The sequence below is a fragment of the Candidatus Merdisoma sp. HCP28S3_D10 genome (assembly GCF_052065835.1).
In the GTDB taxonomy this organism is placed as follows: Bacteria; Bacillota; Clostridia; order Lachnospirales; family Lachnospiraceae; genus Laedolimicola.
On the sequence record NZ_JBQHTG010000003.1, the window covers coordinates 108,611 to 132,600 of the forward strand.

Consider the following 23,990-nt stretch of genomic DNA (forward strand, 5'->3'; position numbering starts at 1 on the left):
AACCTATTTTCTACAGGCTCAATAACTATATGTGTCTTACTTAAATTAAATTATCTATTAATCATTTCCTCACCTTACACGAAATGTGCCATCCTTTTTTCTAATGATAATACTATCATACTGTATTTATTGTGTCAACACATTCCACCTTATAGAAGCGCAAATTCAAAGTTTCCATTGCCTCATTTACATAGTCAGGCTTTTCAAAATTCTTACTTTTTGTAAATTTCAAATTTTCGTTTCCCAATGTTTTGCTTTTCTAGCCTTTCCCATTTCTCACAATTGATTTTCTGCTTTTTATCCATGCATACAGCTAAAATTGTATTTTCATGCGAAATTCTCCATAACTGTTCCAACATAGCATCCATGGAATTCTTACCTTGTTCCCATTCCACCAAATTTCCGTATGGAACATCCGTAATAATTATATCAGGCAATATTTCCGGCAAAGGCATCGTACAATCCGCTTGGAAAATCTCTGTCGATATATCATTCCCCAGCATAATGCTTAATTTATCGCAACTATCTAATGCCTCCTTATGAGATTCCTTACCATAAGAATTGTAAAGTTCCTCTATCTCTGCTTTTCTCTTTTTCAAAGCAACATCAGTAAGTAAGGATATATTTTTCTTTGCATGAGCTACCATATCTTCATCAATATCACTACCATATATTTTTCTGATATACTTATTTTGAAAATATCCAAGAATTGTAAGGGAATAGCCTCCCCCACAACAAGGGTCATATATGACTAAATCCTCTTTTTTATTCGAACGCTCCAGTGCCCGACCGTAAATTTCAAGCAACAATCGAATCGGGAAATTCGGTATTCCTTTTCCTCCATAAAGAACCCGACCACTTGCAAAATCCTGAAAATTATCATCTTTACAATATAAATATTCCATTATCTGCTTAACCTATCGCTTTCGTCCAAACTCTTGATTTCGTTTTTACACAAAAACCTTTCCATGCACCCAATTTATCACATCATCAGCCACTTCTTTGGGCGATTTCATTGATATATCCAGCAACTCGTACTTGGTATCCCCCACCTGAGTATGTTCCATAAAATAACGATTATAATCGCATGAACTATTAATCCAGTTCTCGTCCGTTATTCCTCTGCCCTCTTGCATACGTTGTCTCAAAGAATCTTCATCCGTAACTAACGCCAAACAAATAATCTCACTAAAATACCGACTGTTGTATACTTTCGGAAAACGGTCAAGGCATCCCGCCATCGTCCACAAAACCAGTGTCCCTGACTGTATAATATCCTTTGAAATATTAGCAATAATTTCAACCCATTTATTACAGGATTCCTCATCATCCCAGTTTATAAAGCCTGTGAAAATATCAGCATCCAATACTACAAAATCAACTTTTCTCCTCATAATCTCAATCGCCGTAGTAGTTTTGCCTACTCCGCTGCACCCTGTCAGAATAAGTAACGGCAAGGATTTAAACTCCCATTCCGCACCGCATTTCGGGCAACGAAGTTTATTTTCAATTATTTCTTTGTCCCATTCGTAATTCCCACAATTTGAACATATCTCAATCATCCTTACACATCTCCAACTTCAAAGTTACTTTTCCTATAAATTGAACTTTAGCGTATACAAGCATTTACGAATTTCATTGGTACATCCATTCTTTCTGCCACTTGCTCTGGTGTCATGCCACTATCCAAGAAACGTTTACAAACTACTTTTATGTTCTCGCCAACCTCAATAATATGTTTATCAGGGTCATAAATTCTAACCACTCGCTGTCCCCATGAATGTTCCTTGATAGGATGGACGTATTCCACATCATACTTTTTCAGTCTATCAGCAAATTTGTCAAAGTTATCCTCTTCAAAATATACTTCAGAACTATTACTACCGAATGAAACGTTGTCTGTACCAATAAATTCATTCCAAGTTTCAAGTGTTTGCAGTGCCAAACCACCTGTCAAAGTCTTATTTGCACCAAAATCCATAATTACATGAAGCCCCAAAACTTTTATATAAAATTCCAATGACTTATTAATATCCGTTACTACCAACATAGGGTTTTTTATTTTCATCTACTATACCTCCGTCAAATTCAAATCTTCTGTTACTTTCAATCTCTCCACAAGACTGCAAGTTAATTTACAGTTCCGTATGAGCAATTTCCGTTCCTTTCTTAAATCGATTCTTCAAGGGCAGATAGTATATCAACATCATGAAAAGCGGTTGCTGCCACGACAAGCCTATGACACACCCAATCAGTTTTATGTTCGCAGACAAAATGCCGACTATAAAGGCAAGAACAGAAGAAACAATAATTAACCATTTGGTAAATATTATCTCAGATTCCGTAACTATGTCTTGCTTTCTGATTGTTGTTACCCTAAGCAATATTGCGAAAATCAGAATAAATATCGTCGCAAACAATACAGCTGAGCCTATCACAAGAAAAATCGTCAATCCGTTTACTCCCGCAACTGTAAGGTTAGCTAATGGTGTAAAATCAGAACCGTCAATATTTATGTTGTCCACATATTTGATTAAATTTTTGCCCAACATTACATTATATATTTCTCTTATATATCCTATTGAAAATATCCAATTAAGTATTGATGCTGCAACCAGCAGAACTCGTCTGACTAAACCTCTGCCCATTGTAATTCCCCCACTAACTTCAAATTTCACTTCCTATTGTACCACGCACATCTCTTACATTCCACTTATATTTTTGTAAAGATTTTGAAAAAGGCGGACTGCTAATCTATAGCAATCCGCCCGAAAAATTACCACACTTCTAAACTATCTTCTGCATCAATCCAAGCTTGCATTTCTCCATCCAACACTAAGCGTGCATACTCCATAGGTTCATCAATCGCAAGAGCATTTAATGCGCACTGTGAATTTGGTGTGATCTTCAATCCTTCCTCCGCCTTACTACAATCTATGCGAAGAAGCATATTATCAAAAGTGGTTATATCTATACTATTGCAGTACTGGTTATATGTAGCATATATAAGTTTCATAGCTTTTCGTCCTTTCGTTTTTATTACAGATAAGCCGGTTGTATTGGTAAATTGTTGTGTGTCCTAGAATTATCCTTTAGAACATGATACACACGTGGCTTATCTGATTCATCAGGGAGTAGAGCCATTGATTATCAAAGAACGCCTGGGCCACCGAGACATTAAAATGACCCTGAATACCTACGGCCATCTGTATCCGAACCAGCAGAGGAAGGTAGCGGATATGTTGAACAACCAAAAAGAAAAGAGCCTCAGCAGCGGCAACGGTAGAGGCACAAGATAACAGGAACACTCTGCTATTTCGATGTAAATACAACATCAGTATAGCAGAGTGTTTTATGTATGATAAATAGAAAATGAGGTTTGTTCACAGAGAAACGAGAGCGTGACACGCTCCCGTAAAAGACAACCAGGACGGAAGTCACAGGGCGAAGACGGGAGTTTGAAGCTGCTCCGGGAAAGGATTTAGAAGCCCTCGGCGTTTGAGAGCGAAATACACCCATCGCACAAACTTCGTTTATGCTCTGTGTATTTCGCCCTTGCAGGGGGCTTAGCTGCCGAAAGGCAGAAAGTTCGTAAACAGGCACCGGAGCGCCTACTCACAAAGAAAGATGGTGTTGCTTATAGCGAGAAATTCATTTATTCAGTTATCGAAGCTGCCAAACGTAAAGGGCAGGATTAACTATATCGCCAGTCCTGCCAGACAGGAAAATCTCTATGCCGTGTATGAAACTACGGAGCGGAAATTCTGGTCAGAACTGGCAAAATGCAATCAAGAGGAATTCCGGAAGAGCGGGACAGACGGCCAGTGTATTGAAGCCAGGGAATTGATTATTGCCTTGCCAGAGAGTTTTACGGAGTATTATCCCCGCCGCTATGTATTAGCGTTATTTACAGACCATTTTAAAGAACAGTACGGAGTGGAGTGTATTGCGGCGCTGCACCACAATAAGCGAAAGACCAACTACCACATCCACCTGATTTTCTCGGAGCGGAAGAAGTTGAAGGAGCCTATTGTAAAGGTGGCTTCCAGAAACATGTTCTATGATGAACGAGGCGTCCATGTCAGGACGAAGAAAGAGATATTAGACGAGAATGGGGAGATAAGGCCGGGCTGCAGCGTCATAAAAAAGGGAGAGGTTTACGAAAAAAAGCTATTTGAAGCTAAGAACAGCTGGTTTAAAACGGCGGCTTTCCTGGATGAAGTGAAGCATTCTTACACAGAACTGATAAATCAGGAAGTGCCAGACGAGAAGCAGAAGCTGCAGGTATTCGGGCATGGCAGCCTGTATCTGCCTACTAAGAAAATTGGAAAGAACAATCCCAAGGCCGAGGAGATAGCAAAGGATAATGAAATGCGGAAGGAGTGGAATGCTACGGTGGATCAGGCATTGGTCAGCGGAGCGGCAGAGGAACAGATCCGGGAGATAAAGCGGGAGTGTATTTCGGAAGAGATAAAAGCGAGTATCGATAGGAGAGGAAAAAGGCCAGAGCTGTTTTTGCTATATCTTTTCGAGGCAGTTTTCAAGCTGAAAGAGCTGATTGAGAGGGTAAGGGAAAGAGTAGCGGAGGCGAAAGAAGAAAGACTGGAGTTTCCGGTAAGAAGCCCGCTTGCAGCCAAATACCAACAGCTTGAAAAAATAAAGGATGAATTAGATAGTTGTAATGGTATTATTTTAAAGAATGAGCGGGAAATCAAAAAAGCTGAAGAAAACCTATCTCATTTAACGGGAGTGTTTCATAGAAAAGAAAGAGGTACGGTGCAAAGGTGGAAAGATGCATTGGAACGAGAAAGTATCAGCATGAAACAGAGACTTTCAAGGATAGTTCAAGAGTATGGCTATGAAACAGTCCAGGAGTTTATGCAAGAATACCAGAAAGCTCGGAATGAATACAAAGCGTATAGGGATGCAGTAGAAGAATGGAAGGAGAGGACAGAAGCGAAAGGGTTTATGGATATGCAGATCCGGGAAGCAAAGAAAAGGACGGAGGCCAAGGAAGAATACAGAGGTTATCATAGCAGTAGCAGAGGAGCCAGATAGTGAAGAATCCCTCAGGAGAGTGTCCTGGGGGATTTCATTCTGTTTGGGAATCCAGTAAAACGGAATAATCAACTTCGAAGATTTTAGCAAAATAGGTTAATTCAATATCCGTGACAAACCGTTTCCGGGCTTCAATTCTCTGGATAGCATTCTTGTCCAAATCCAGGCCAAGAAGCTGCAAAGCGTCAGCCAGTTCTCGTTGAGACCAGCCTTTTTCTATACGAAGATTACGGATAGCAATACCAGAGAGGTTATTCATGTTGTCGATTTTGTTCTTATACATAGCTCACCTTTTGACAATTATTAAATGTCATTTACTTTTCTTATAGTGTATGATAGGATTGCTATACAAATGACATTTACTAAGTGTCAAAGATAAGTTTAAGCGAGGTAAATATAGAAATGGATAGTGAATTAAAATTGACAACAGAGGTCTATCTGCTTTGGCAGACCCTTGATTCTTTACCGGAAAATGAGCAGCGATTCATTCGATTGATTATTGGATATGGTGCCAGTGGCCTGATTTCGGATGATGATTATAGTTTTCTGTTGCAATACCTGATGGCGAAGGATAAGGAGTTGTATGAGGCCAGGGAGAAGATTAAGAGGCTTTCATAAAGGACGGTTTTGTAGTAGAATAGGGGTGTACAAATTTGAATTTGTGGAGGTGCTTTTATGGAATTAAAGAGAATTCATCAAGACTTCTCAGTCTGCCAAGTAGAAGATTATTCACTTGTGAATTTTGAGTCTCAATATTGCTTTATTGGAAAGACTGACGAAGAGAAATCACTTGTATGCGCTACAGGCGAAGCTCCAGCCAATGCTGTTCGGTGCGATGATGGATGGAAAGCTTTTCGCATTCAGGGCATTTTGGATTTTTCGCTGGTTGGAATATTATCGAAAATTGCTGTAATTTTGGCAAATCATGAGATCTCGATTTTCGCTGTATCCACTTATAATACAGATTATGTTTTGATAAAAAGCGAAAATTATCAGAGAGGATTAGAAATTCTGGAAGCCGCAGGGTATGAGATTGTGGACTGACAACTTCAAGTTTGACGAGGAGGTGCTTTACATGAAAAAGAGTATGTCAAGGATTATCGGTTTGATAATGCTGATCATAGCTATTGTATTTATAATGTGTGCATTGAATCATCCAGAAAAGAGTTTCCCTTGGAACAATACAATTACTTGGCTACTGTATGGTGTATATTTTCTTGTGACAGTAGTGTTGCTTATTGCTCCTAAGATGAAGAAGTCGGGAAAATGAAAATTATTATTTATGGTTCACAATATGGAACCGCCAGAAAATATGCGGAAGAACTCGCAAAAAGAACTAACATTGAAATTAAGAGTTATAAAGATGTTACAGATATAGATCAGTATAATACAGTTGTATATATTGGTAGTCTGTATGCAGGTGGTGTTTTAGGAATGAAGAAAACCCTTGCAAAGATTTCACAATGTCAGAAGAAAAAAATAATAATTGCCACAGTTGGATTAGCAGACCCGGCAGATACAGAAAATACAGATAAGATTAAAAACAGTATGAAGCGGCAGTTATCAAAGGAATTGTATGAAAATGCATATATTTTTCATCTTAGAGGTGGAATAGATTATTCCTGTCTCAATCTTAAACACAAAACAATGATGGGATTACTCTATAAGAAAGCAGCCGGATTACCGGAAGAGAAAAAAACCGCAGAGATAAAAGCAATGATTGAAACATACAATCAGGAAGTTAACTTTGTTGATTTTGAAAGTCTTAATCGGTTGACAGACTGTATTTAATATGAAAAAGTTATTTGAATTGAAAAATCGGCATTTAGAGAGATAGAAAATCAAAAAACATCGAAAAACAAGCATTTGCGGGAATGATACGAATCGTATCACGCATGTGAAAGAGCGTTTCTTTCATAGTTTTACACTTTTTGATAGGGTGAAGTTGTCGGAAGGACAAGCCAAAACAGAAAGGATGTAAAATTATGAATAAGAGCGAAAAAAAGAGTCTGCTGATGGGAAGCATATCCCTTGCAATGTTTGCAGTATGGACAGTTTTGATTCTGACTGTTGATGTGCAGCCGCTTGGTCAAAACGGAACAAGTATTGGATTTGCGACATTCAATTGCTGGTTTCACCATTTTACAGGGGTAAACATGGCAATTTACACGATTACCGATTGGATGGGGCTGGTGCCTGTTGTAATATGCCTTGTTTTCGCAGGGGTTGGACTGGTACAGTTGCTCAAAAGAAGAAGCCTTTTCAGGGTGGATGCAGATATCATGATTTTGGGTGTGTATTTTGTCATCGTGTTCTTGGCATATGCGATTTTTGAAATGATCCCAATCAATTACAGACCGATTTTAATAGAAGGAAGGATAGAGGCTTCTTATCCGTCCTCAACTACTTTGTTGGTATTAAGTGTAATGCCTGTTTTAATCGAGCAAATTCAGCGTAGACTTTCTGGTATTAGGGTGAAACAAATCATAACGATTGCGGCAATCGCTTTTTCGGTATTCATGGTGACTGGGAGATTGGTTTCCGGAGTACATTGGTTTACGGATACATAGGCGGTGAACTGCTAAGTGCCGGATTGTTTAAGCTTTATAAAGCGGTAGTTGTGCTGGCATTAAAAGAAAAATAGAATCCGTATGGGAGGTGCAGGTTTTGGAATTTCATGAAAAGCTTCAGGAATTAAGAAAAAGTCGAGGCTTGACACAGGAAGAATTAGCCGAGGCACTATTTGTTTCCAGAACCGCTATTTCAAAATGGGAGTCCGGAAGGGGATACCCAAGTATAGATTCATTAAAGGAAATATCCGGCTATTTTTCTGTATCAATTGATGATTTGTTATCTGGAGAACAATTGATTTTCATAGCAGAAAAAGAAAACAAATCAAATCTCAATCGTATATGCGATTTGTTATTGGGGTTTGTTGACTTGTTTTCGTTGATGCTGATATTTCTTCCGCTGTATTCCAAACCGGTCAATGGATATATCTATTCGGTAAATCTCTTTGGGTATGTAGATGGCAATGCTTTCATAATCAGAATCTATTGGGTATTGTTTATCAGCTTGACGATTACCGGAATTGTGAAAATACTAATGGTCTATTTCAAATTTGAAAAAGACAAAAAAGCGGTTACATTCATCTCTGTAGGACTCAGTATAATTGCTGTTTTGTTTTTGGCTATGGCGAGAGAGCCGTATGCGATAACAGTAACGTTCCTATTATTGCTTATCAAAGGCATTCTGCTTTATAAGCAAGCTAAGGCAGGTCGATAGGATATTGTGCCCTACAACTTCCAGGCTGTTTTACAGTTCACATTTTGACAAGACCATGAAGGTCGGAGCAAGCGTTGTATGTGCGAGACGTGGCGGATGTTCTGCAACATTTGATGAATTGAATAAATACTTTACCATATCGAATATGCCAATTGCATCCAGTTTCATCCGATAGGATGAAATTGATATTGATAAATTCTTAGTAATGGAGGGAAATAGTTAAAATGAAGATTCGTAAGGCAGAGAAAAAGGATATCCCAAGAATTCTTATGCTGCTGGGACAGGTATTACAGATCCATGCAGAGATCCGTCCGGATATTTTTATACCCGGCACCACCAAATATACTTCCTGCGAGCTGGAAGAGCTATTGAAGCAGGCGGAGACTCCTATCTACGTTGCCGTAAATGAGGACGATTTGTGTATAGGCTATGCGTTCTGTCAACTTAAGGAGCAGCCCTTTTCCAACAATATGGTGCCCTTTAAATCACTGTTCATCGATGACCTTTGTGTTGACAGGCAGGCACGGGGGCAGCACATCGGGGAAGGCCTGTTTGAATATGTGAAGCAACAGGCAAAAGAACTGGGTTGCTATGAAGTAACTTTGAATGTCTGGGCAGGAAATACTTCGGCAGAGCGTTTCTATGAAAAGATGGGCATGAAAACAAAAGAACGGCAGATGGAATATATCCTATGAGCCGAGCGAACGATTGAATTTTATGTTGAATTGTACCAGAATCAGATTTGATGGAGAATAATTGTTATGATTAGAAAGCTGCAGAATGGAGATATAAATAATGTTGCTGACCTATGGTTAAAGACGAATCTGGAAGCACATAATTTTATTCCTGGACAATACTGGACCGATAATTATGAAGCCGTGAAGAAAATGCTGCCACAGGCAGAAGTTTATGTGTATGAAGAGAATAAAATAATTCAAGGCTTTGTAGGTGTACAGGAAGAATACATAGAAGGTATTTTTGTTTTCGGTAAAATGCAGTCCCGTGGGATAGGCAAAGCGTTGTTGAATTATATCAAGGATAAAAAAGGCAGATTACAGTTAAACGTATATCAGAAAAATGTCAGGGCAATGTCTTTTTACCAAAGAGAAGGGTTCACGATTCAGTCGGAACAGTTGGATGAATTCACCGGCGAGAAAGAATATGTAATGGAGTGGAATCGTTAAAATAAAGATTCGTAAGGCAGAGGCTGCCGCTTAATCATCTGTTTTTGATGATTTTGCGACAGCCTCTTTTTCTTTTACAGAATGAAAGGATAGGGATTGACAGGGACCGGATTGCTTAGTAAAATAAAACCTATAGGAAATATAGGAAATAGAGAAAAGTAATTCAAAATTTGAGGAGTGAGATACATGAACAGAGGATTTCACACACGTTGTCTTCATTTGGAAGAAGCAGAAGGAAAAACAGAAAACTTTGGCGCAATAAGCTACCCCATATACCAGACGGCAACCTACGCGCATCCCGGCGTCGGAATAAGCACCGGATATGACTACAGCAGGCTGCAAAATCCGACTAGAGAACAGCTGGAGAAGATAGTTGCCAGCCTGGAGGACGGGATTGACGCGTTTGTGCTTTCAAGCGGAATGGCCGCGATTACACTGTTAATGGAGCTTTTTCAGCCGGGGGATCATTTTGTCGTTGAAGCGGATTTATATGGCGGGAGCATTCGATTATTTGAGCATGTTTCCAAAAAGAACCATTACGAATTTACCTATCTGGATTGCGCTGAGGATGATATCGAGGGAGCAATTCGGGAAAATACGAAAGCGATTTACCTGGAGACGCCGACGAATCCGATGATGAATGTATCGGACATTTCTGCTATCGCGGAGATCGCGAAGAAGCATCAGCTTCTGTTGATTGTGGATAATACTTTTTTATCTCCGTATTTTCAAAATCCCTTAAAACTTGGCGCGGATGTCGTGATACATAGCGGAACCAAATTTTTGGGCGGACATAACGATACCCTGGCCGGTTTCCTTGTAACGAATAACAGGGAAATACAGGAAAAGCTTCGATTTCTGATTAAGACAACCGGGGCAGGGCTGGCGCCCTTTGACAGCTGGCTGATCTTAAGAGGCATTAAGACCCTTGGAATCCGTATGGAAAAATCACAGGAGAACGCAATTAAAATAGCGACATGGCTGAATGAGCAGCGTATTGTTAAAAAAGTGTATTATCCGGGATTGCCGGAGCATTCGGGATATGAAGTGATGAAAAAGCAGGCAAGAGGCTTTGGATCTATGATCACGTTCCATGTGGACACCAAAGAGCACGCGCTGCAGATTCTCGAGCGCGTACGGATGATTAAATTTGCAGAGAGCCTGGGAGGAGTGGAAACATTAATGACTTATCCGACGACCCAGACCCATGCAGATGTGCCGGAAGAGGTACGTCTTAAAAATGGAATTACGCCCTGTACCCTTCGATTATCAACAGGAATTGAGGATGCGGAGGATTTGCTGGCGGAGTTATCCGATGTATTTCAGTCATTAGAATAGGATATGGTTTGGCAGGGAATGAAAAAGGAAAGGATGGATGGGGATGCCGGAAAGAAATTTGAATTTTGATGAGATCATTCAGCGAAAAGGAACCGATTGTTTAAAATATGATTTTGCGGAAAAACGGGGTATGCCCGGGGATGTGCTGCCTCTCTGGGTAGCAGATATGGATTTTAAGACCTCTTCCTATGTGGAGGATGCGGTGATAGAAAGGACAAGACACGGTATTTTCGGATACAGTGAAGCGCAGGAAGCGTATTTTGACGCATTGGCCGGGTGGATGAGCAGACACCATAATTGGAAGGTTGAGCCGGAGTGGCTCATAAAAACCCCCGGCGTGGTATTCGCCCTCGCCATGGCGGTAAAAGCCTATACGGAAGTGGGAGACGGTGTTTTGATCCAGCAGCCGGTATACTATCCGTTTTCGGAGGTGATCAAAGATAACGGAAGAGTGATTGTCAGCAACGATTTATATCTGGGAACAGATAACCGCTATCATATTGACTTTGAAGATTTTGAAAAGAAAATTGCGGAACACCAGATAAAGCTGTTTATTCTGTGCAGTCCCCATAATCCCACCGGGCGGGTATTTACGAAGGAAGAGCTGACGAAAATGGGGGATATCTGCTTAAAATATGGAGTGATTGTAGTCAGCGATGAAATTCATAATGATTTTGTGTTTCAGGGAGAGCATACGGTGTTTGCCTCTGTGAAGAAGGAATTTGCGGATATCTCTGTCACCTGTACCTCTCCAAGCAAAACCTTTAATCTGGCAAGTATGCTGATATCTAACATTTTTATTCCCAACAGAAGGCTGAAACAAAAATTCAGACATGAGGTCGACGCGGCGGGAATCAGTCAGCTGAGCGTTTTGGGCTTAGTGGCAACCAGGGCGGCATATGAAAAAGGCGACGAATGGTATGGGAAAATGATGGCGTATGTGCGGGAGAATATCGAATATGTAAAAAAGTATGTGGAAGAGTATCTGCCGGGCGTAAAGATGATTGATGGAGAAGGAACATATCTGGTCTGGCTGGATTTCCGGTCAACCGGTATGGATGTGGAAGAGCTTGATCGCAGAATCATATACGATGCAAAGCTATGGCTTGACAGTGGAAAGATATTCGGAAAAACAGGGGCAGGCTTCCAGCGCATCAACGTTGCGGCGCCCCGGAAAATTGTAGCAGAATGCATGGAAAGAATTCGAAACATTTTAAACTAGAATCTTTGGGATTCCATAAACCATCCGTTTGTAGTAAAATGGTTACCATACAGACCGGAAGTAAAGAAAAGAGGATGGAAAAGGAATGAAAAAAGAGAATTATTCGATTGTATTCAGCAGCCTGACAGGCAATACAAAGCTGCTTGCCGATACGATTCATGAGGCGCTGCCGAAGGAGGACTGTGAGTATTTCGGCGTGGGTAAGGCGGAAGAGCTGCGCTCGGAAGTGATCTATGTGGGTTTCTGGACGGATAAAGGAAGCGCGGATAAGAACACGTTAGAGCTTCTGGGAAAATTGAGAAATAAAAAGATTTTCCTGTTCGGAACAGCGGGCTTTGGCGGGAGCGAGGCGTATTATCAGAGTATCCTTGCGAATGTGAGAAAGTCGGTTGACGCCAGCAACCGGGTGATTGGTGAGTATATGTGCCAGGGTAAAATGCCGCAGTCCGTGCGGGAACGCTATGTGAAAATGAAAGAGCAGCCGGAGCATCCTGCCAATGTTGACGCGCTGATCGAAAATTTTGACCGGGCTCTCTCCCATCCGGATGCGGCGGATTTGGAAAAACTTAGGAATATGGTTACAGAAGGATAGATTTTCGCACCCCCTGTTCAGGGGGTGCATTTTTATAGTTTTTTTAGATTTAAGTTGTCTACCTTTGGTTTACATAAAGTTAAGCTGTATGGAAGCAGTCCGCGCGGCAGGCGCCAGGGGCGGCACCGTTATCCGCAGCCGGCGGATCGGAAATGAGGAGGTAACCAGCTTCTGGGGCTTAAGCGTCCAGGAGGAAAAAAGATTGTCCTGATTCTTACAGAATCTTCCAATAAAGTGCATCTTATGAAAGGGATTGCGCTTTTGAGTACTTTTTGCTAGAATAGAGTCGATAAAAGGGAGTAGCTTGCCGACAGAGTTCGGTTCACTTCTTCGTCAGGACAGTTATAACAGATAACTCGGAAAGTGATGGAATAGCGAGACTTTTACTGTAGCTGCAGTAGGAGTCTCTTTTTTTATCCATTTCTCCTGCTGTGACAGAAAACAAAGAAAGAGAGGTACGAATGATGTTGTGGCAGGTTATGATTTTACTGGCAGGTTTTCTGTTCCTGGTGAAGGGAGCGGACTGGTTTGTGGAGGGAGCGGCGTGTATCGCGAAAAAGCTGGGAATTCCGCAGCTGGTGATTGGGCTTACGATTGTGGCCATGGGAACCAGTATGCCGGAGGCGGCGGTGAGTGTCACGGCGGCCATGCAGCAAAACGCAGGTATCACGGTGGGAAATGTGGTCGGCAGTAATATTTTAAACATTCTGATTATACTGGGAATCACGGCAGTAATTACCAATGTGGCGGTCCAGCGTTCTACGCTTCATTATGAGATTCCCTTCATGCTTGCGGTTACGGCGATCCTGCTGGGATTCGGAATAACCGGCGGCCGGATTACCTTTACGGAGGGCGTGATTTTCTGGATCTTTTTTCTGGCATATCTGGGCTATCTTTTTGTGATGGCCAGAAAAGAGAATGCCGGGGAAGAGGGAACCGTGAAGGATTTTCCAGTATGGAAATGTCTGTTTCTGATGGTGTTTGGTGGAATTCTGGTTGTGAAGGGCAGCGATTTCGCAGTCAGCGGAGCCTCTGCCATTGCCCGTTGCTTCGGAATGAGTGAGCGGTTTATCGGTCTTACCATTGTCGCCCTGGGAACGTCTCTTCCGGAGCTGGTGACGTCTGTGACGGCAGCGAGACGGGGAAATGCCGGAATCGCCATCGGAAATATCGTCGGCAGCAATATTTTTAATATTCTTTTTGTAATCGGAACGGCTGCCCTGATCTGTCCCGTACTCTTTGAACGTAAATTTATCGCAGATACGGTAATCGCCATCGGGGCAGGCGTGGTGCTGTGGCTGGGAACATTCCGGAACAGGGAATTGAGAAAGCCCTGCGGCATCGTAATGCTCCTGTGCTACGCTGCATATTTCGCATATTTGTGCATTATGTAAGAAAAATCCCCCTTCTTTTGGGTGGTATGCGGGAGAGGAGTATGATATGATAGGGGCAGTGAATTAAATGTCGGAGGGAAAGAAATGACGAAGAAAAGCATTCTGAAGGAAATTGCGATCCTGACCTGGGCGGTTCTGATTATTGCGGTGGGGGTTTATTTCTTTTTGGTGCCAAGCCATACTTCCGTGAGCAGTATTTCCGGTCTTGGTATTGTGCTGTCCAATTTTGTACCCTTGCCCCTGTCTGTGATTACCATGGTTCTGAATGTGGTGCTCCTGATTATCGGGTTTCTGACCTGCGGGCGGGAATTTGGGGCAAAAACGGTGTATACCAGTATCATGCTGCCCTTCTTTCTCGGAGTGTTTGAGAAGCTGGTTCCTGATTTCACATCGCTGACCAACAGTCAGGAGCTGGATGTGCTCTGCTATATTTTGGTTGTGAGCGTGGGACTCAGCATCTTATTTAACAGGAACGCGTCCTCAGGCGGACTGGACATCGTGGCCAAGATTATGAATAAATATCTTCATATGGAGCTGGGAAAGGCCATGTCGCTTTCCGGAATGGCGGTAGCGCTTTCAGCCGCTCTGGTGTATGACAAGAAAACGGTGGTACTGAGTATTCTGGGAACTTATTTTAACGGAATGGTACTGGATCATTTTATTTTTAACCATAATATCAAACGCCGGGTCTGCGTGATTACGGAAAAGGAAGAAGAGCTGCGTAAATTCATCATAGAGGACTTACACAGCGGAGCAACCATATACGAGGCGATTGGCGCGTACAATATGAAAAAACGCAACGAGATTATCACGATTGTGGATAAGACAGAGTATCAGAAGCTGATGAATTTTATCAGCCAGATGGATCCGAAGGCGTTTGTGACTGTATATAATGTGTCAAACATGCGGTATCAGCCCAAACGATGAGGCGTTGCTGTAAATTACGGAAAGGGCAGAAGACAGATGATAAAAGCGATCTTATTTGACGTAGACGATACCTTATATGATTTGTCGCTCCCGTTTAAAGAGGCTCTTGGGGAGTTCTTTACAGAGGAGAGCATGGAGGCGGAGAAAATCTTCCTGGCCTGCCGGAAATATAACGATATGATTTATTCGCAGTTTCTAAAGGGCGAAATTTCCAAGGAGGAGCTGTATAGCTATCGGTTGGAACATGCGTTTCAGGATAATGGGAAAATTATAGATACTCCCACGGCGCTCCGGTTTCAGAAGGTGTATGAAAAAAAGCAGCAGACCATCTGCCTGACGGAGAATATGGAACAGCTTCTGGAAGCCCTGTCGAAGAAAACGATCCTTGGAATTATTACAAACGGTCCGGAGGAACATCAGCGAAATAAGATTCGTGCTCTGGATGTGGAACGCTGGATTCCGGTGGGACGGATCTGGATTTCCGGAGCTTTGGGCATTGCAAAGCCAGAGAAGGGGATTTTTACTCAGGCCCAGGAGAAGCTTGGTTTGGAGCCTGAGGAAATCTGCTATGTAGGTGATTCCTACGGGTATGATATGGTGGGAGCCGGAAGCGTGGGCTGGAGAACCGTCTGGTTCAATCACCGGGAGCGCAGGGCAGCGGGAGAGCTAAGACCCGATTACGAGGTCCGGACCGAAGCGGATCTGATAGGGCTTCTTATGCGTTTGCCAGAACAATCTTAATAAATTCCGACATACTCCGGGTCAGATATTTGTTGTTCCGGTAGTACAGGGTCACATTCCGAACCGCATTGGGATCGTCCAGCTTATAATAGATGATAGGCTGATTGGGAGACAGGTTTTTGACGACCGTATCACCCACAAAGGAAGCGCCCATGCCGTTTTCCGTCAGGTGATAAGTAGTTAGGAGCTGATCCAGCTTCAGAATGGGATTCAGCTTCACGCCGGCGTTCTGACAGATGGCCTCCATACGTCTGCGGGTATCGTTGGGCAGACGGAGGGTCACGAAGGGCTCCTCTTTGAATTTTTCCAGAGGAACGCCGGGAAACGCAGGATTTAAGTGTACGTCGCGCTTGACGTCCTCCCAGGTAAGCTGATACCGGGTGGCCCGCCGGTTGGAGGGGAAGGAAGCCGGAACGGCCAGCAGCAGGTATTCCTTCATGATAACCCGATGGCAGTAGATGTCATCGCTGGTGTGAAAATTATCAATTACCATATCCACTTCATTTACCGAGGCCTTCTGGGCCAGCGTCTGGGAATCGGACTCATAGAGGTTCACCTTGACGTGGGGATAGGCTGCCGAAAACTGTGAGATGTATTTGGGCAGAATATAGGAGGCAAAAAAAGAAGTGGTTCCGATGGACAAGTGTCCGGTCTTTAATTCGTTCAGATTATCCGTGGAGTAGGCAAATTCGTCCTCCAGATCCATGATTTTTTCCGCAATCCGAATATACTGCTCGCCGTACTCTGTGAGCTGGATGGGATTGGTGCTCCGGTCGAAAAGAGGAGCCCCGACCTTGGCCTCAATCTTCTTGATCATGGCGCTTAAGGAAGGCTGGGAAATGTAGAGATTCTTGGCTGCCTTGGAGAAACTTTGCGTCCTATAGACCTCATAGACATAATTCATACCACTGAACATAAAAACCTCCTGTTAATTATATAACGATTTCTGGAAAGCCCGATAGAACGGGCTTTTTTAGCGTATAAGCATCTAAATATATAGATAAATAACTATAACGTACATATAAATATAGATATTTGATAATATCATACCGCAATTTTATAATAAATACAAGGAGAAGGAAATTTATATTTGCAACGGAAAAATTTTGGGGTAAAATAGAAAGGAGAAACCAATATGGCATACAATCCCTATGATAATGTATTGAAGGTTATGGACGAGGCGGCACAGATTTTGGGCTACAGTGAGAGCGATATCGAACCGCTGAAGTATCCGGAGCGCGAGCTGAAGGTATCGGTTCCGGTGGTTATGGACGACGGAAGCACCCGCGTATTTGAGGGCTACCGTATCCAGCATTCCACCTCCAGAGGACCGGCCAAGGGCGGTATCCGTTTCCATCCGGCAGTAAACAACGACGAGGTAAAGGCTCTGGCAGCATGGATGACCTTTAAGTGCGCAGTTGTTAATATTCCGTTTGGCGGCGGCAAGGGCGGCGTTGTCTGCGATCCCCGTCAGCTTTCCGAGCGGGAGCTCCGCGCGGTTACCAGAAGATTTACCGCAGCTATCATGCCGCTGATCGGACCGGAACAGGATATCCCGGCACCGGACGTAGGAAGTAACGCAACCGTAATGGGTTGGATGATGGACACTTACAGTATGCTGAAGGGACACTGCGTACACGGCGTAGTAACAGGCAAGCCCATCGAGCTGGGCGGAGCTTTGGGACGAAATGAAGCGACCGGACGCGGCGTTATGTTCACCACAAGAAATATGATGAAGAAAATGGGTCTGGAGATGAAGGGCACCGACGTGGCTGTACAGGGTATGGGTAACGTAGGAAGCATCACCGCTAAGCTGCTGCACCAGGAAGGCATGAAGGTTGTGGCTGTCAGCGACGTCTCCGGCGGTATCTATAAGGAAGACGGACTGGACATTCCGGCAATTCTGGCATACCTGGGTAAGGATCGCAAGAACCTGTTGTCAGGCTATGAGGAAGCCGGCATGAGCCGTATTTCCAACGAAGAGCTTCTGGAGCTTCCGGTAACGGTTCTGGTACCGGCAGCACTGGAGAACCAGATCAACGGCTCCAACGCAGACCGGATCCAGGCAAAGCTTATCGTAGAGGCTGCCAACGGACCGACTGCCGCAGATGCAGACCCGATTCTGAACAGCAAGGGTATCACTGTCGTACCGGACATTCTGTCCAATGCCGGCGGCGTAGTCGTATCTTATTTTGAGTGGGTACAGAATATCCAGTCTGTAAGCTGGACCGAGGAAGAGGTCAACGCAAAGCTGGAACGAATTATGAACAACTCCTTCGATGCTGTATACAATATTGCACAGGAAAAGAAGGTTCCTATGCGTACAGGCGCATACCTGATCGCGGTGGACCGTGTAGTAAAGGCTAAGAAAGCAAGAGCAATCTGGCCGTAAATTACCGCGGTTACTCTCCCGCGTAGAGTATACTGCGAACGGAGTGAGTGGAATGAGCAGAGTGAAGGAAATAAAAAGAGTAAGGGAAAAGCTGGAAAGCGGACAGACGCTGGAATTTCAGGAGAAAAGGCTGCTTTGTAATGAGCTGATGATCCGTGAGCCGCGGATGGAAAAGCTGATTGTGAAATGGTTTACCGAAGAGGATTACCGGACGGTCCTGCGCTATAAGGTCGGCGACGGAGTCATCGGAGGAAAGGCCTGCGGCGTACTGCTTGCCAGAAAGCTGATAGAAGAAAAGCTTCCCGAATATGAGTCATTGCTGCTCCCACACCATTCCTGGTTTATCGGCTCCGACGTGTTTGCGGAATATCTCTGGGAGGAAACCTTCTCAGAGCGGACAAAAGGAGAATTCCGGGAACTGCTGAAGCACCTGGGACAGGATCCTTACGTGGTTCGTTCCAGCAGTACCCTGGAGGATGGCTTCGACCATGCCTTTACCGGAAAATATGAATCTGTATTCTGCACCAACCAGGGAGACGAAACCGAACGGATAGAAGAATTAAAGGCGGCGGTGTTCCGTGTATACAAAAGTGTCTGGAACGAATCTGCGGTGGAATACCGCAGAACCCGCGGCCTGACCCATACGGATGAACGGATGGCCTTACTGGTACAGAGGGTGGAGGGTATGCCCATGGGCAGTTACTACCTCCCTCTGGCGGCCGGTATGGGCTGTTCCTACAATCCCTATAAATGGATGGAAGAGATGAATCCCGAGGCCGGTATGCTGCGAATCGTGGCAGGCCTGGGAACCAGAGCGGTAGAACGTACCCCCGGAGACTATCCCAGACTGATTGCGCTGGATCGTGCCCGTGGAAATCTCTATTCGTCTGCAGGCGAGCGCCATAAATATTCCCAGCGGCAGGTGGATGTGCTGGATCTGAAGACGGCGGCGCACAAAACCATCTGGCTGGAGGAGCTGCTGCCCCTTTTGCCGGAGCGTGGAAAAAAGCTGATTTTAAGTCATGACACCGACGCGGAGCAACGGCTGCAGGAGATGGGCCGGTACCGTCCGGTGCTTTTTGCGGACTGTCAGGGAATCGCCTATGACGATGGCTTTATACAGATGATGCAGCGGATTTTGAAGATGCTGGAGGGGGAATATGGTCGTCCCGTGGATATCGAATTTGCCATGGAGCCGGGCGAGGACGGAAGAATTCATCTGAACCTGTTCCAGTGCCGTCCCTTACGGCAGGTGGCGGAGCAGAAATTCGTGATGCCAGAGGGCCGGGAGGAAGAGGTTTTATTCGATGTGAGAAGAACCTCCATGTGGCGTTCCAAGGAAGAAAGGCTGGATTTCATTGTCTGGGTAGATCCCCAGAAATACTATGACTGTCCCTACGCCAGAAAGCCGGAGGTGGCCAATGTAATCGGCCTTATCAACCAGTATTTCAGCAAGCAGAGTAAACAGCTGCTTCTGCTGACGCCGGGACGGTGCGGCACCTCTTCGCCGGAGCTGGGCGTTCCGGTGAAATACGCGGACGTCAGCTGCTTTTCCGCCATCTGCGAGGTGGCCTACAGCAAGGCCGGATACAATCCGTCCCTGTCTTACGGCAGCCATATGTTCCAGGAGCTGGTGGAGGCCGATATCTACTATGGCGCCATCAATGAAAACAGCAAGACGAAAATCTATCGGCCGGAATATCTGAATACCTTCCGGGACGTATTTCCGAAGCTTTGGCCGGATAAGGCGGAATTCGAAGGAATGATCCGGGTATTCGATGTGTCGGAGAACCGGGCGAGGCTTCTTCTGGACGCCAGGGAAGGCCGGGCCGTCTGCCGGATAGAGCCGGAGAAAAAATAAAAAAATGTTGACAGAAAAGCGGAGAAGTAGTAAACCAGTAAAGTACTATTTCTTCGTTTTTTATTCTATGAGGTAAAAAGATGTCAACAGTTTCTATGGTGAAAGATAATCCCTTAAAATCGATCCTACAGTTTGCCCTGCCCCTTCTGGTGGGCAATCTCCTGCAGCAGACCTATAATATCATTGACGCGGCCATCGTAGGCCAGACTCTGGGCGCGAAGGCGCTGGCGGCGGTCGGAGCCAGCAGCAGCGTACAGTTCCTGGTGCTGGGCTTCTGTATGGGAAGCTGTACGGGCTTCGGCATTCCGATTGCGAAGTATTTCGGCGCGGAGAAGCAGGATACTATGCGCCGCTACATCTTTAACGGCGCGGTTCTGACAGCGGGAATCGCCGTGGTGATAACCGCGGCCTGCACCCTGATCTGCGGCTGGATTTTGCGTATTTTATCCGTGCCGTCGGATATTTTTGAAAATGCCTATGCGTATCTGATGGTAATTTTTATCGGGCTTCCCTTTACGCTTCTGTATAACTATCTGTCTGCTATTTTGCGGGCGGTGGGAGACAGCCGGACGCCGTTTCTGTTCCTGGCATTTTCCGCCATTTTAAATATTTTTCTGGATTTGTTCTGTATCGTAGTCCTGAAATGGGGATGCGCCGGAGCAGCCATTGCGACGGTGACAGCCCAGGCCATCAGCGGTCTGCTGTGCCTGGTGTTTATCATTCGCCGGGTGGAGCTGATGCGGCTGTCCCGGGAAAACCGGGAGGTGGACGGAGAAGCCATGAAGGAGCTTCTGGTGATGGGACTGCCTACAGGCCTTCAGTTTTCGATTACAGCCATCGGCAGTATGGTCATGCAGTCGGCCAACAACAGTCTGGGAAGTATCTACGTATCTGCCTTTACGGCGGCTGTGAAAATCAAGCAGTTTGCCCTGTGTCCCTTTGACGCGCTGGCCACGGCCACTTCCGTATTCTGCAGTCAGAACCTGGGCGCAGGTCAGGCAAAGCGGATTCGCCAGGGTATGTCTCAGGGCATGGCGGTGTCCGTGGGGTACGGACTTCTTGCGGGCCTGGTACTGATTCTGTTCGGCCGGACTTTGTCCATGATGTTCTTAAGCAGAGATAACGTGGAGGTGTTGGATGCTTCCGCCAAGTATCTCCGATGTATGGGTTATTTCTACTGGAGCCTCGGGATTCTGAATGTATCCCGAATGGTGGCACAGGGGTTGGGCTTCTCCGGACGCGCCTTTTTCTCCGGCGTGACCGAAATGATTGCCCGGACGGTGGTCAGCCTTGGCTTCGTGGGGGCCTTTGGCTATACGGCTATCTGCTTTGCGGATCAGGCGGCCTGGATATCTGCCTGCCTGTATATTTTCCCTACCTGTCTGTATTGCATGAAGAAGGTTACGAAGCAGATTGACGCTAAGTCAGCGGCGTAAGCTGATTTTCCACATGCATAATAAATTCCTCAGCCACATGGGACAGCTGATGGTTCTTGCTCCAGATGAGAGCATAAGAAGCATAGGCGTCCGGGTGGCTGATTTTTTTTACGCAGAGTTCCGAACCGTGGAGCAGGGAGGAGATGGAGGCCGGGTAAATGGAGATACCGACGCCATGGAGACTGAGCTCGTAGGCGTTCACCATATGGGCGATACGGCCCCGGATAATGGGGGTGCGGCCTGTCTCCAGAAACCACTGGTCAATCTCATGCTTACGGGATTCCCGGGAGGGAATCAGCAGATCATAGGGAAGAAGCTGCTCCGGCGTCACGCTGTCCCCGGGCAGAGAGGCGAGGGGGTGATCCTGGGGGAAGATGGCAACCCAGGGCTCCCGGCAGACGGGCAGCACTTCGAAACCCTCTTTGTTATAGGGCGCAGTGATCATGGCTACCTCGGAGAGACCCTTGGCCACGCGGGCATAGACGTCGTCGGAATTGCCGTTCCAGAGATTGTACTGGACATGGGGATATCTCTGCTGGAAGGAGGCGATCCACTGGGAAAACAGATGGGGACAGCAGCCCTCGACCGAAGCGATGTAGAGCATACCCTGGAGTCCCTCCTTGACTTCCCGGACCTCCTCCGCGGATTTATTGACCAGGTCGAGGATCTGATTGGCATACTGGAGAAACAGCTCCCCCTCCTCGGTCAGGGAGATACTGTGGGGGCTGCGGAGAAACAGCTTGGTGTCCAGCTCCTTTTCCAGATCCTGGATCTGACGGCTCAGGGGCGGCTGGGCAATATTCAGCTTTTCTGCTGCCCGGGTAAAATTCTTTTCGTCTGCGACTGCCTTAAAATACCGGATATGTCTGAGTTCCATAAGTGCCTCCCTGTAATACTTTTCAAGTATGAATATGCTTTTATTATATGTATTTCACAGACTGATTGCAAGGTGCTACAGTAAAGACAACAAGAAACAGAAACCAGAGTCAGAAAGGAGCATGACTTATGAAGAAGATTTTAGAAAGAATCAACGAGTTCTTTAAGGAGTATTATGAGAGTTTTTCGGAGGCGCCGGTATTATAAAAGAGCCGGGAAAATGAAACATGGAAACGAAGAAATCGAATCAGAACCGAAAGGGACTGTCCTTCTGAAGTGTTATGGATACACGAATAAGAAGCGGCAGTCCCTTTTGATTTGTCTCATGGGTCTGATTCCTTCGCAAAGTACCGGCGGGTTTCTGAGCGGATTACGTCTGCCAGCAGCAGAAGGGAGAGAAGGTTGGGCAAGGCCATCAGCGCGTTCAGCAGATCCGAGATCTGGAAGATCAGGGAAAGCTTCAGAACCGGCGCGAACACCAGAGTGAAAATCCAGCAGAGCCGGTACGGGAAAAAGGCCTTCGTTCCAAAAAGATATTCCAGACACCGTTCTCCGTAAAAGGACCAGCCAAGAATGGTGGCGTAAGCAAAGGTGACGATGGAGACAAGGAGCATGGGCCGGCCGAACCGGGAAAGTGAGGAAAAAGCTCGCCAGGTAAAATCAGCGCCGGAGAGGACGGCGTCTGTTGTCAATAGCTCAGGCTCCTTTGCCAGCAGATGGCTTACGATGACCAGGCCGGTGATAAGACAGACCACCACCGTATCCCAGAAGGTGGCGGTAGAGGCTACCAGAGCCTGACGGACAGGAGAAGAACAGCGGGAGGCGGCAGCGGCCAGAGGCGCGCTTCCCATGCCGGCTTCATTGGTGAAGAGACCCCGGGCGACGCCGTAACGGGCAGCCAGCAGCATTCCGGATCCCACTATGCCGCCGGAGACAGCCCGGGGCGCGAAGGCGCATTTCAGAATCAGGCGGCAGGCTGGCAGCAGGAAACGGTGATTTTGCAGGAGAAGACACAGGCAGCCGGTCAGATAGAAGAAGGTCATAAAGGGAACCAGCCATTGGCAGACCCGGGCCACACTTCTGACGCCGCCAAAAAGAACGATCCAGGTGAAAAAGCCTGTGAGAAGTCCGGTATACAGGGGCGGAAGCGGAAGTACGTCGGAGATGGCGTGAACCTGTACGGCACAGCCGATCCCAAAGGAGGCCAGAACACCGCAGAGGGCGAACAGGAGGGCGGATCGCTTCCGGCGCAGAACATATTCCAGTACATACATGGGCCCGCCGACAGGGCTTCCCTCCGGCCCGAGGACACGGTAATGGAGAGAGAGCAGCGCCTCGGCGTAGGTGGTGGCGATCCCGAAGAAGCCGGTAATCCAGCACCAGAAGACAGCGCCGGGGCCTCCCAGGGCAATGGCAGTCCCTACGCCGATGATATTGCCGGTACCCAGAGAGGAGGCCAGGGCTGTGGAAAGGGCGGCGAAGGGAGTGAGGCCATTGCCGCCGGTATCAGGCTCTGTCTCCGGCGTCAGGGAGAGACGGATGGCCAGAGGCAGCCTTCGCTGGATCAGGTCTGTCTTCCAGGTCAGAAAGAGATGGGTGCCGGAGAGCAGGAGAAGCATGGGGAAGCCCCAGAGCAGCTGGTTCAGGGCTTTCAGGACAGCAGTGAGAGTTGACATAAGATGTT

At 45.8% G+C, this 23,990-nt stretch carries 28 protein-coding genes and 2 pseudogenes; 21 read left to right on the top strand and 9 right to left on the bottom strand.

The window, feature by feature from the left end; all coding sequences use genetic code 11:
* Positions 1-212: 212 nt before the first annotated feature.
* From ACTNCH_RS08820 to ACTNCH_RS08840, 5 genes are all read right to left on the bottom strand, one after another.
* Complete coding sequence (locus ACTNCH_RS08820) at positions 213-905, bottom strand: hypothetical protein (RefSeq protein WP_118408998.1); 693 nt, start codon at positions 903-905, stop codon at positions 213-215.
* Positions 906-950: 45 nt separating this feature from the next.
* Entirely contained in the window at positions 951-1,562 is a 612-nt protein-coding gene (locus ACTNCH_RS08825) for a hypothetical protein (protein ID WP_235359923.1), read from the bottom strand.
* Positions 1,563-1,609: 47 nt separating this feature from the next.
* Positions 1,610-2,068 (bottom strand): VOC family protein, encoded by a 459-nt coding sequence (locus tag ACTNCH_RS08830; RefSeq protein WP_118408994.1) that lies wholly within the window; start codon positions 2,066-2,068, stop codon positions 1,610-1,612.
* A 67-nt stretch (positions 2,069-2,135) separates the two neighbouring features.
* Entirely contained in the window at positions 2,136-2,648 is a 513-nt protein-coding gene (locus ACTNCH_RS08835) for a hypothetical protein (RefSeq protein WP_346793724.1), read from the bottom strand.
* A gap of 128 nt (positions 2,649-2,776) precedes the next feature.
* Entirely contained in the window at positions 2,777-3,016 is a 240-nt protein-coding gene (locus ACTNCH_RS08840; RefSeq protein WP_119202560.1) for a DUF6061 family protein, read from the bottom strand.
* A gap of 88 nt (positions 3,017-3,104) precedes the next feature.
* Between ACTNCH_RS08840 and ACTNCH_RS08845 the strand changes: the two are divergent.
* Positions 3,105-3,299 (top strand): annotated as a pseudogene (locus tag ACTNCH_RS08845) (site-specific integrase); the annotation flags it as partial.
* Positions 3,300-3,738: 439 nt separating this feature from the next.
* Positions 3,739-5,058, top strand: a complete 1,320-nt coding sequence (locus ACTNCH_RS08850) for a MobA/MobL family protein (RefSeq protein WP_441018594.1) — start codon at positions 3,739-3,741, stop codon at positions 5,056-5,058.
* 34 nt (positions 5,059-5,092) lie between these two features.
* On the opposite strand, the gene ACTNCH_RS08855 is transcribed toward ACTNCH_RS08850, so the two are convergent.
* Complete coding sequence (locus ACTNCH_RS08855; RefSeq protein WP_186873819.1) at positions 5,093-5,341, bottom strand: helix-turn-helix domain-containing protein; 249 nt, start codon at positions 5,339-5,341, stop codon at positions 5,093-5,095.
* A 119-nt stretch (positions 5,342-5,460) separates the two neighbouring features.
* Between ACTNCH_RS08855 and ACTNCH_RS08860 the strand changes: the two genes are divergently transcribed.
* The 16 genes and pseudogenes from ACTNCH_RS08860 to ACTNCH_RS08935 all read left to right on the top strand — a co-directional run bounded on the left by ACTNCH_RS08860 (position 5,461) and on the right by ACTNCH_RS08935 (position 15,741).
* The gene (locus tag ACTNCH_RS08860; protein ID WP_441018596.1) at positions 5,461-5,676 is read left to right on the top strand and encodes a hypothetical protein; all 216 of its coding nucleotides are present in this window, start codon (positions 5,461-5,463) and stop codon (positions 5,674-5,676) included.
* Positions 5,677-5,733: 57 nt separating this feature from the next.
* Entirely contained in the window at positions 5,734-6,102 is a 369-nt protein-coding gene (locus tag ACTNCH_RS08865; protein ID WP_441018598.1) for an ACT domain-containing protein, read from the top strand.
* Positions 6,103-6,133: 31 nt separating this feature from the next.
* On the top strand, positions 6,134-6,328 hold the full coding sequence (locus tag ACTNCH_RS08870; protein WP_441018600.1) for a hypothetical protein: 195 nt from the start codon (positions 6,134-6,136) through the stop codon (positions 6,326-6,328).
* Entirely contained in the window at positions 6,325-6,849 is a 525-nt protein-coding gene (locus tag ACTNCH_RS08875; RefSeq protein ID WP_441018602.1) for a flavodoxin domain-containing protein, read from the top strand. The genes ACTNCH_RS08870 and ACTNCH_RS08875 overlap by 4 nt, the downstream gene beginning before the upstream one ends.
* Before the next feature lie 194 nt (positions 6,850-7,043).
* Complete coding sequence (locus ACTNCH_RS08880; protein WP_441018604.1) at positions 7,044-7,628, top strand: phosphatase PAP2 family protein; 585 nt, start codon at positions 7,044-7,046, stop codon at positions 7,626-7,628.
* 97 nt (positions 7,629-7,725) lie between these two features.
* Positions 7,726-8,343 carry a helix-turn-helix domain-containing protein gene (locus tag ACTNCH_RS08885; RefSeq protein WP_441018606.1) on the top strand — a complete coding sequence of 206 codons (618 nt, stop codon included), beginning with the start codon at positions 7,726-7,728 and terminating at the stop codon, positions 8,341-8,343.
* Between the two features lie 22 nt (positions 8,344-8,365).
* Positions 8,366-8,506: pseudogene (locus ACTNCH_RS08890) on the top strand (flavodoxin family protein); the annotation flags it as partial.
* 61 nt (positions 8,507-8,567) lie between these two features.
* Positions 8,568-9,038 carry a GNAT family N-acetyltransferase gene (locus tag ACTNCH_RS08895; protein WP_441018608.1) on the top strand — a complete coding sequence of 157 codons (471 nt, stop codon included), beginning with the start codon at positions 8,568-8,570 and terminating at the stop codon, positions 9,036-9,038.
* Between the two features lie 66 nt (positions 9,039-9,104).
* Positions 9,105-9,527 (top strand): N-acetyltransferase, encoded by a 423-nt coding sequence (locus ACTNCH_RS08900; RefSeq protein WP_441018610.1) that lies wholly within the window; start codon positions 9,105-9,107, stop codon positions 9,525-9,527.
* 186 nt (positions 9,528-9,713) lie between these two features.
* Positions 9,714-10,865 carry a trans-sulfuration enzyme family protein gene (locus ACTNCH_RS08905; protein ID WP_441018612.1) on the top strand — a complete coding sequence of 384 codons (1,152 nt, stop codon included), beginning with the start codon at positions 9,714-9,716 and terminating at the stop codon, positions 10,863-10,865.
* Positions 10,866-10,908: 43 nt separating this feature from the next.
* Entirely contained in the window at positions 10,909-12,087 is a 1,179-nt protein-coding gene (locus tag ACTNCH_RS08910; protein WP_441018614.1) for a MalY/PatB family protein, read from the top strand.
* Between the two features lie 85 nt (positions 12,088-12,172).
* Positions 12,173-12,679: a flavodoxin family protein BilS gene (bilS, locus tag ACTNCH_RS08915; RefSeq protein ID WP_441018616.1), complete on the top strand. Its 507-nt coding sequence runs from the start codon at positions 12,173-12,175 to the stop codon at positions 12,677-12,679.
* A 64-nt stretch (positions 12,680-12,743) separates the two neighbouring features.
* Entirely contained in the window at positions 12,744-12,890 is a 147-nt protein-coding gene (locus tag ACTNCH_RS08920) for a hypothetical protein (protein WP_441018618.1), read from the top strand.
* Between the two features lie 253 nt (positions 12,891-13,143).
* Positions 13,144-14,073 carry a calcium/sodium antiporter gene (locus ACTNCH_RS08925; protein ID WP_441018826.1) on the top strand — a complete coding sequence of 310 codons (930 nt, stop codon included), beginning with the start codon at positions 13,144-13,146 and terminating at the stop codon, positions 14,071-14,073.
* Positions 14,074-14,157: 84 nt separating this feature from the next.
* Complete coding sequence (locus tag ACTNCH_RS08930; RefSeq protein WP_441018620.1) at positions 14,158-15,000, top strand: YitT family protein; 843 nt, start codon at positions 14,158-14,160, stop codon at positions 14,998-15,000.
* Between the two features lie 36 nt (positions 15,001-15,036).
* Positions 15,037-15,741: an HAD family hydrolase gene (locus ACTNCH_RS08935; RefSeq protein WP_441018622.1), complete on the top strand. Its 705-nt coding sequence runs from the start codon at positions 15,037-15,039 to the stop codon at positions 15,739-15,741.
* Here ACTNCH_RS08935 and ACTNCH_RS08940 read toward each other — a convergent pair.
* A complete protein-coding gene (locus ACTNCH_RS08940; protein ID WP_441018624.1) occupies positions 15,716-16,657 on the bottom strand; it encodes a LysR family transcriptional regulator in 942 nt (313 codons plus the stop codon). The two genes, ACTNCH_RS08935 and ACTNCH_RS08940, sit on opposite strands and share 26 nt — an antisense overlap.
* 219 nt (positions 16,658-16,876) lie before the next feature.
* Here ACTNCH_RS08940 and ACTNCH_RS08945 point away from each other — a divergent pair, with 219 nt between their 5' ends.
* The 3 genes from ACTNCH_RS08945 (at position 16,877) to ACTNCH_RS08955 (ending at position 21,430) form a co-directional block, all read left to right on the top strand.
* Positions 16,877-18,133, top strand: coding sequence for a Glu/Leu/Phe/Val family dehydrogenase (locus ACTNCH_RS08945; RefSeq protein ID WP_441018626.1), 1,257 nt, complete (start codon positions 16,877-16,879; stop codon positions 18,131-18,133).
* Between the two features lie 52 nt (positions 18,134-18,185).
* The gene (locus ACTNCH_RS08950; RefSeq protein WP_441018628.1) at positions 18,186-19,994 is read left to right on the top strand and encodes a PEP/pyruvate-binding domain-containing protein; all 1,809 of its coding nucleotides are present in this window, start codon (positions 18,186-18,188) and stop codon (positions 19,992-19,994) included.
* A gap of 80 nt (positions 19,995-20,074) precedes the next feature.
* On the top strand, positions 20,075-21,430 hold the full coding sequence (locus tag ACTNCH_RS08955) for an MATE family efflux transporter (RefSeq protein ID WP_441018630.1): 1,356 nt from the start codon (positions 20,075-20,077) through the stop codon (positions 21,428-21,430).
* Here the strand turns inward: ACTNCH_RS08955 and ACTNCH_RS08960 are convergent.
* The gene (locus ACTNCH_RS08960; protein ID WP_441018632.1) at positions 21,414-22,307 is read right to left on the bottom strand and encodes a LysR family transcriptional regulator; all 894 of its coding nucleotides are present in this window, start codon (positions 22,305-22,307) and stop codon (positions 21,414-21,416) included. The genes ACTNCH_RS08955 and ACTNCH_RS08960 overlap by 17 nt on opposite strands.
* Positions 22,308-22,629: 322 nt before the next feature.
* Positions 22,630-23,982 carry an alanine/glycine:cation symporter family protein gene (locus ACTNCH_RS08965; protein WP_441018634.1) on the bottom strand — a complete coding sequence of 451 codons (1,353 nt, stop codon included), beginning with the start codon at positions 23,980-23,982 and terminating at the stop codon, positions 22,630-22,632.
* Positions 23,983-23,990: the final 8 nt, after the last annotated feature.

Coding starts and splice junctions, on each gene's coding strand:
- ACTNCH_RS08820 (WP_118408998.1), bottom strand. CDS start 905: ATGGAATATTTATATTGTAAAGATGATAATTTTCAGGATTTTGCAAGT.
- ACTNCH_RS08825 (WP_235359923.1), bottom strand. CDS start 1,562: ATGATTGAGATATGTTCAAATTGTGGGAATTACGAATGGGACAAAGAA.
- ACTNCH_RS08830 (WP_118408994.1), bottom strand. CDS start 2,068: ATGAAAATAAAAAACCCTATGTTGGTAGTAACGGATATTAATAAGTCA.
- ACTNCH_RS08835 (WP_346793724.1), bottom strand. CDS start 2,648: ATGGGCAGAGGTTTAGTCAGACGAGTTCTGCTGGTTGCAGCATCAATA.
- ACTNCH_RS08840 (WP_119202560.1), bottom strand. CDS start 3,016: ATGAAACTTATATATGCTACATATAACCAGTACTGCAATAGTATAGAT.
- ACTNCH_RS08855 (WP_186873819.1), bottom strand. CDS start 5,341: ATGTATAAGAACAAAATCGACAACATGAATAACCTCTCTGGTATTGCT.
- ACTNCH_RS08860 (WP_441018596.1), top strand. CDS start 5,461: ATGGATAGTGAATTAAAATTGACAACAGAGGTCTATCTGCTTTGGCAG.
- ACTNCH_RS08865 (WP_441018598.1), top strand. CDS start 5,734: ATGGAATTAAAGAGAATTCATCAAGACTTCTCAGTCTGCCAAGTAGAA.
- ACTNCH_RS08870 (WP_441018600.1), top strand. CDS start 6,134: ATGAAAAAGAGTATGTCAAGGATTATCGGTTTGATAATGCTGATCATA.
- ACTNCH_RS08875 (WP_441018602.1), top strand. CDS start 6,325: ATGAAAATTATTATTTATGGTTCACAATATGGAACCGCCAGAAAATAT.
- ACTNCH_RS08880 (WP_441018604.1), top strand. CDS start 7,044: ATGAATAAGAGCGAAAAAAAGAGTCTGCTGATGGGAAGCATATCCCTT.
- ACTNCH_RS08895 (WP_441018608.1), top strand. CDS start 8,568: ATGAAGATTCGTAAGGCAGAGAAAAAGGATATCCCAAGAATTCTTATG.
- ACTNCH_RS08900 (WP_441018610.1), top strand. CDS start 9,105: ATGATTAGAAAGCTGCAGAATGGAGATATAAATAATGTTGCTGACCTA.
- ACTNCH_RS08905 (WP_441018612.1), top strand. CDS start 9,714: ATGAACAGAGGATTTCACACACGTTGTCTTCATTTGGAAGAAGCAGAA.
- ACTNCH_RS08910 (WP_441018614.1), top strand. CDS start 10,909: ATGCCGGAAAGAAATTTGAATTTTGATGAGATCATTCAGCGAAAAGGA.
- bilS (WP_441018616.1), top strand. CDS start 12,173: ATGAAAAAAGAGAATTATTCGATTGTATTCAGCAGCCTGACAGGCAAT.
- ACTNCH_RS08925 (WP_441018826.1), top strand. CDS start 13,144: ATGTTGTGGCAGGTTATGATTTTACTGGCAGGTTTTCTGTTCCTGGTG.
- ACTNCH_RS08930 (WP_441018620.1), top strand. CDS start 14,158: ATGACGAAGAAAAGCATTCTGAAGGAAATTGCGATCCTGACCTGGGCG.
- ACTNCH_RS08935 (WP_441018622.1), top strand. CDS start 15,037: ATGATAAAAGCGATCTTATTTGACGTAGACGATACCTTATATGATTTG.
- ACTNCH_RS08940 (WP_441018624.1), bottom strand. CDS start 16,657: ATGTTCAGTGGTATGAATTATGTCTATGAGGTCTATAGGACGCAAAGT.
- ACTNCH_RS08945 (WP_441018626.1), top strand. CDS start 16,877: ATGGCATACAATCCCTATGATAATGTATTGAAGGTTATGGACGAGGCG.
- ACTNCH_RS08950 (WP_441018628.1), top strand. CDS start 18,186: ATGAGCAGAGTGAAGGAAATAAAAAGAGTAAGGGAAAAGCTGGAAAGC.
- ACTNCH_RS08955 (WP_441018630.1), top strand. CDS start 20,075: ATGTCAACAGTTTCTATGGTGAAAGATAATCCCTTAAAATCGATCCTA.
- ACTNCH_RS08960 (WP_441018632.1), bottom strand. CDS start 22,307: ATGGAACTCAGACATATCCGGTATTTTAAGGCAGTCGCAGACGAAAAG.
- ACTNCH_RS08965 (WP_441018634.1), bottom strand. CDS start 23,982: ATGTCAACTCTCACTGCTGTCCTGAAAGCCCTGAACCAGCTGCTCTGG.